Source organism: Ilumatobacter sp. (genome assembly GCF_049588435.1).
GTDB lineage: Bacteria > Actinomycetota > Acidimicrobiia > Acidimicrobiales > Ilumatobacteraceae > Ilumatobacter_A.
In genome coordinates, this window is the sequence record NZ_JBAVYV010000419.1 from 1 (window position 1) to 5591 (window position 5591).

General features: G+C 67.0%; 6 protein-coding genes. 3 read left to right on the forward strand and 3 right to left on the reverse strand.

Annotated elements, in window-relative coordinates; genetic code table 11:
• The 3 genes from WBV89_RS15985 to WBV89_RS15995 all read right to left on the reverse strand — a co-directional run.
• A partial coding sequence (locus WBV89_RS15985) for an MFS transporter (RefSeq protein WP_423982339.1) occupies nucleotides 1–553 on the reverse strand: 553 nt, incomplete at its 3' end.
• 45 nt (nucleotides 554–598) lie between these two features.
• Nucleotides 599–1855, reverse strand: coding sequence for a cytochrome P450 (locus WBV89_RS15990; RefSeq protein ID WP_423982341.1), 1257 nt, complete (start codon nucleotides 1853–1855; stop codon nucleotides 599–601).
• Nucleotides 1856–1940: 85 nt separating this feature from the next.
• Nucleotides 1941–2666, reverse strand: a complete 726-nt coding sequence (locus tag WBV89_RS15995) for a hypothetical protein (protein WP_423982342.1) — start codon at nucleotides 2664–2666, stop codon at nucleotides 1941–1943.
• A gap of 198 nt (nucleotides 2667–2864) precedes the next feature.
• Here WBV89_RS15995 and WBV89_RS16000 point away from each other — a divergent pair, with 198 nt between their 5' ends.
• From WBV89_RS16000 to WBV89_RS16010, 3 genes are all read left to right on the forward strand, one after another.
• Nucleotides 2865–4112, forward strand: a complete 1248-nt coding sequence (locus tag WBV89_RS16000) for a thiamine pyrophosphate-dependent dehydrogenase E1 component subunit alpha (protein WP_423982343.1) — start codon at nucleotides 2865–2867, stop codon at nucleotides 4110–4112.
• Entirely contained in the window at nucleotides 4109–5122 is a 1014-nt protein-coding gene (locus tag WBV89_RS16005; protein WP_423982344.1) for an alpha-ketoacid dehydrogenase subunit beta, read from the forward strand. Before WBV89_RS16000 ends, WBV89_RS16005 begins: the two co-directional genes overlap by 4 nt.
• Nucleotides 5119–5591 (forward strand): biotin/lipoyl-containing protein (locus WBV89_RS16010; protein ID WP_423982345.1); only part of this gene is annotated, 473 nt, incomplete at its 3' end. The genes WBV89_RS16005 and WBV89_RS16010, both read left to right, overlap by 4 nt.

Sequence of the window (5591 nt, forward strand, 5' to 3'; positions counted from 1 at the left end):
ACGCGAGGATCGCCAGAGCCGCACCGATCGCGTAGGCCCACTGCCAGCCGACGGTGAGCGCGATCGCCGGAACCGCCCCGCCGCCGAGGAGCGCGGCTGCGGGCATCCCGGACTGTTTCACCGCGAGCGCGAATCCCATCCGGGTGGGGCCGACGTGTGTCGCGAGCATCAGGTTCGCCGCCGGTTGGTTCAGCGCGTTGCCGGCTCCGGCGATGCCGAGCAATACGCAGAATTGCCAGAAGCTGCGACCCGCGACCGCGATCGACACCATCGCGACGGCGGAGACGGCGAGCCCACAGCGGAACCCCCACTGCGGACCGAGACGCTGCGCCACCCGACCCATCGGCGCCGACAGCAACGCCGCGACCGTGAACGACGCGCCCATCGCCACACCGATCTGGGTCGCCGACAGCCCGAGGTCGTCGCGCAACTGGACACCGAGCGCTCCGGTCGCGAACGCCGGGAAGGCGCTGCACATCGTCGCGAAGGCGACCGTGATCCATGCCCGTCGCTCGTGCGTCCGATCGGGGAACGTGTCGGTCGCGACGGCCATGGCACGACGACCGTACCGACAGCGTTACGGAACGGGTCTGACCCGTTACGTAACGTTCGAGCGGACGGTCGGGGTGAAACGAACGGGGAGATGCTTGATCCCGCCGACGAGCGGGATCCCCGCCACATCGAGCGGCACCGGGTCGCCGACCACTTCGATGTCGGGCAGCCGCGTCAGCAGTTGACGGAACACGACCGACAGTTCGCGTCGCGCCAGGTTCGCACCGAGACAGAAGTGCGGGCCGGGGCCACCGAAACCGAGGTGCGGGTTTGGGCTGCGGAGCACGTCGAAGCTCTCCGGGTCGGCGAACGCTCGCGGGTCGCGGTTCGCCGCGCCGTACAGCATCACGACCTTGTCGCCCTGGACGAAGTCGTGGCCCGACATCGTCAGGCTCGTGGTCAGGGTGCGACGCATGAATGTGACCGGCGACGAATACCGGACGATCTCCTCGACCGCGGTCGGCGTCACCCCGTCGAGATCGTTCTGCCAGATCGCCCGCTGCTCGGGATGCTGCGTGAGCAGGTTCATCCCGTGACTGATCGCGGTCCGGGTCGTGTCGTTGCCGGCGACGGCCAGCAGGATGAAGAACGGAGCAACCTCCTCCGGGGCGAGCATCTCACCGTCGAGATCGTGGTGGACGAGCTTCGACGTGAGATCGTCGGTCGGGTTCTTGCGGCGCTCGTCGGCAAGTTCGTTCATCAACTCGGTGAGCTGCATCCCGGCGCCGAACATCGCCATCAGGGGATCGCCGTCGCCGATGAACTCGGGATCGCCGCCGCTGAGGATCACGTTCGTGGCGTTCAGGACGGTGTCGAACTCGCTGCGCGGGATGCCCATCATGTCGCAGATCACGAGCAACGGGAACGGTTGCGACAGTGCGGCGACCAGGTCGACCTCACCCTTCTCACAGAAGTCGTCGATGACCTCGCGCGAGATCGTCTCGACCGACTCCAACACGTTCGCGAGGTCGGTCGGCGTGAACGTCTTCGCGACGATCGCCCGTTGCCGCTGGTGGCGCGGGTTGTCCATGTTGATGAACGAACCGAAGAACTCGAGTGCTTCGGGTGGCAGGTCGGCGATCGAGATCGCTCCCTGTGCCGAGCTGAAGTCCTTCGCGTTCTTGCTGATCGCCACGACCTCGTCGAAGCGGGTGACCGCGTAGAAGCGCTCGGTCTCCCCGATCATCTCGTTGAAGAACTCGACCTCGGCGAAGGGTCCGGCTTCGCGGATGTCGATCATCTCGTGCATCCGATCGTCGAGCGGCTGCTTCCAGAAGGACGGTTCGACCAGGCGGGGGCTCATGGCGACGAGCGTAGGACCAACCGTGGTCCCCCGCCTCGTTCACACGCGACCGACGGTGTGGTTGAGCGCCTGCGTCCCGGACGGCTCAGGTGTCCACGCCGCACGTCGACAGTGCCGCCTGTGCCGATTCGATTGCGTCGGCAGCGGCATCGGAATCTCCGTCCTCGGCAGCGATGAGTTGCTTCGTGACGGCCGGGTCGAGTTCGTCCTCCAGGCACGCGAGTTGCCCTTCATCGATCGCACCCTCCGCGACGCCGATCGCGAGGAAGAGCTGTTTGGAGCAGTCGTCGGACAATCCGAGCACGACGTCCTCACCGAACGCCTCACCCACCGCGCCGGAATCGCCTCCGTCGAGCAGCGATGATGCGAGCAGCGCCGAGAACTTCTCGACATCGAACTCCTCGGTGACACAATCGAGCGAACCGTCGGTCACGCCGAGGTCGGCGGTGACTCCCGCGACGATCACGTCAGCGAGGCCGTCACATTCGGAGATGCGCTCGGTCAGTCGCGCCTCGATGTCGGAGCCGAGGTCGGCGTCGAGGTCGGCGAGGGCCGGGGCCTGGGCGAGTTCCTCCGGAGAGACGTCGGCCGACTCCAGCGATTCGACCCCGATCGCTTGGACCGCGCCGCGGGCGATGCACTCGGCCTCGGCCTCTCCGATGGGAAACTCGGGATCCGTTTCGAGGTCATCGAGCAGTGCATCGACATAGGGATCCTCGGCCGCGCTGGCGTCCGACGTCGAATCACCACCCGAGCACGCGGCAAGGGCGACACTGGCGACGGTGACGAGAATGAGTTGGGCGCGGGGCATCGGAAAATCCTTCGACATCGGGGATCTCGCTCCGGAGAGCGTGTGGGACGTGTCGATTCTGGCACGTCGACCACATAGAGGACCCGGCCTTTCGCGCTCGCCCGCGATCGACGAATCCGAGCGCCATCGGACGAGGGTTCGGTCGGCCGACATCCGCCTCAACCTCGCACTACTGTCTGGCATCGACGAGAGGATTCGATGGCACCACAGGGCAACGAGGCCGAGACGCCGCTGAGACTGCGGATCCCCGAGCCGGCGCGCGGTCAACATCCGCCGGATCGGGTCCGCTACATCAGCCGTGCCGGTGAGATGCAGAAACCCGCGCTCGACGAGAAGGTCGAGCGGGTCGCCCTGATGCGCAAACAGATGGTTCGGGTGATCGACGACGACGGCCAGGCGGTCGGGGAATGGGTCCCCGAGATGTCCGTCGAGCAGAAGCTGCTCGGCTTGCGCAACATGATGCTCGTGCGCAGCTTCGACGCCCGTCTGCTGAAAGCACACCGTCAGGGCAAGATCTCGTTCTACATGCAGTCGCTCGGCGAGGAGGCGATCGCGTGCGGTCAACAGCAGGCGCTGCGTCCCGGCGACATGCACTTCCCGACCTATCGCCAGCAGGGCCTCCTGATCTCTGCCGGGTATCCGCTCGTCACGATGATGAACCAGGTGCTGTCGAACGAGCACGACCCCCTGCACGGTCGGCAACTACCGGTCATGTACTCGTCGAAGTCCTTCGGCTTCTTCACGATCTCGGGGAACCTCGCGACGCAGTACATCCAGGCGGTCGGCTGGGCGATGGCGTCGGCGCTGAGTGGCGGCACCGAGATCGCGTCGGCCTGGATCGGCGAGGGCGCCACCGCCGAGTCCGACTTCCACGCAGCACTCGTGTTCGCGTCCACGTATCAGGCACCGATCATCTTGAACATCGTCAACAATCACTGGGCGATCTCGACGCCCGAGGACTTCGCCCGCGGTGCGTCCGCGACGTTCGCCGACCGCGGATACGGATTCAGCATCCCGGCACTGCGTGTGGACGGCAACGACTACCTCGCGGTGTACGCCGCGTCGCAGTGGGCGGCCGAACGCGCTCGAACCAATCTCGGACCGACCCTGATCGAGTGGGTCACGTTGCGCCTCGGCGCGCACTCCACATCCGACGACCCGTCGGTCTACCGTCCCCCGGACGAGGTCGAGAAGTTCCCGCTGGGCGACCCGGTCCGGCGGCTCCGGCAACATCTCGAGTTCATCGGCGAGTGGGACGACGACCGCCACGACGCGCTCCAGAGCGAGGTCGACACGCAGGTGAGCGAGGCGTTCGCCGAGGCCGACTCACACGGCTCGGTCAAGACGGGCGACGTCGGCAACGCGCGCACGATGTTCGACGACGTCTACGCCGACCTGCCCCGTCACCTCCGTGAACAGCGCGACTCGATGGGAGAACCGTCGTGACGGCGATGACGATGATCGAAGCGATCCGCGACGCGCACGTCGTCGCGATGGAGCGTGACGACAACGTCGTCGTGTTCGGCGAGGACGTCGGCTACTTCGGCGGCGTGTTCCGCTGCACCCAGGGTCTGCAGGAGCGGTTCGGGGAACATCGCTGTTTCGACTCGCCGATCAGCGAGGCAGGCATCGTCGGCGCCGCCGTCGGGATGGCCGCCTACGGCTTGCGTCCGTGCGTCGAGATCCAGTTCGCGGACTACGTGTACCCCGCGTACGACCAGATCGTGTCCGAGGCCGCCCGGCTCCGACACCGGTCGGCGGGCGATTTCTCCGCTCCGCTGGTGGTCCGCATGCCGACCGGCGGCGGGATCTACGGCGGGCAGACGCACTCGCAGAGTCCCGAGGCACTGTTCACCCACGTCTCGGGGTTGAAGACCATCGTGGTGTCGAACCCCTACGACGCGAAGGGCCTGCTGATCGCGGCGATCGAGGACGACGATCCCGTCGTGTTCCTCGAACCCAAACGGGTCTACAACGGCCCGTTCGACGGTCACCACGAGCGGGCGATCGTGCCGTGGTCGAAGCATCCACTCGGGGATGTCCCCGACGGTCACTACTCGATCGACATCGGGACCGCCCGCGTTCATCGAGCCGGTGATGATCTGACCGTGCTCGCGTACGGGACGCTCGTCCATGTCGCGCAGACAGCAGCCGAGGAGCAGGGCATCGACGCCGAGATCATCGATCTGCGCACGCTCGTCCCACTCGACGTCGACACGATCGTCGAGTCGGTGTGCAAGACCGGACGATGCCTCGTCGTGCACGAGGCGACGTTCACGTCGGGCTTCGGCGCTGAGCTCAGCGCCACCGTCCAGGAGCGGTGCCTGTTCCATCTCGAGGCGCCGATCGTGCGGGTCTGCGGGTGGGACACGCCGTACCCGCACGCGCACGAGTGGTCGTACTTCCCGGGTCCGGACCGGGTCGGTCGGGCGATGCGCGAGTTGGTCGACTCATGAGCGTCTTCGAGATGAAGCTGCCCGATGTCGGCGAAGGTGTCGCCGAGGCGGAGTTGGTCGAGTGGCTCGTCGACGTGGGCGATCGGGTCACCACCGACACGGTGATCGCCGAGGTGCTCACCGACAAGGCCACCGTCGAGGTGTCCGCCCCGGTCGACGGCGAGGTGGTGGCGCTCCACGGTGAACCCGGTGATGTGCTCGCCGTCGGCGGGCTGCTGATCGGCATCGAGACGGGTGACAAGACGGTCGTGGATCCCGACGCGGACCTCGACGTGGCGACCGAAGCCGTTCCGAGCGACGAGTCCACGGACAAGCCGTCGTCGCCCCCTGCCGTCGACGAGCCCGATTCGGCGACGCCGACCAGCGAACCCGACTCACCGACCGTCGACCCGTCCGAAAAGCCCGATCGACCGGCACGCTCGCACGCCACCGCGTCGCCGGCGGTGCGCGCCCGCGCGCGGGACCTGGG

What these genes read in the sequence shown, in the direction of transcription:
- WBV89_RS15995 (WP_423982342.1), bottom strand. Translation starts at nt 2,666, where the DNA reads ATGCCCCGCGCCCAACTCATTCTCGTCACCGTCGCCAGTGTCGCCCTT.
- WBV89_RS16000 (WP_423982343.1), top strand. Translation starts at nt 2,865, where the DNA reads ATGGCACCACAGGGCAACGAGGCCGAGACGCCGCTGAGACTGCGGATC.
- WBV89_RS15990 (WP_423982341.1), bottom strand. Translation starts at nt 1,855, where the DNA reads ATGAGCCCCCGCCTGGTCGAACCGTCCTTCTGGAAGCAGCCGCTCGAC.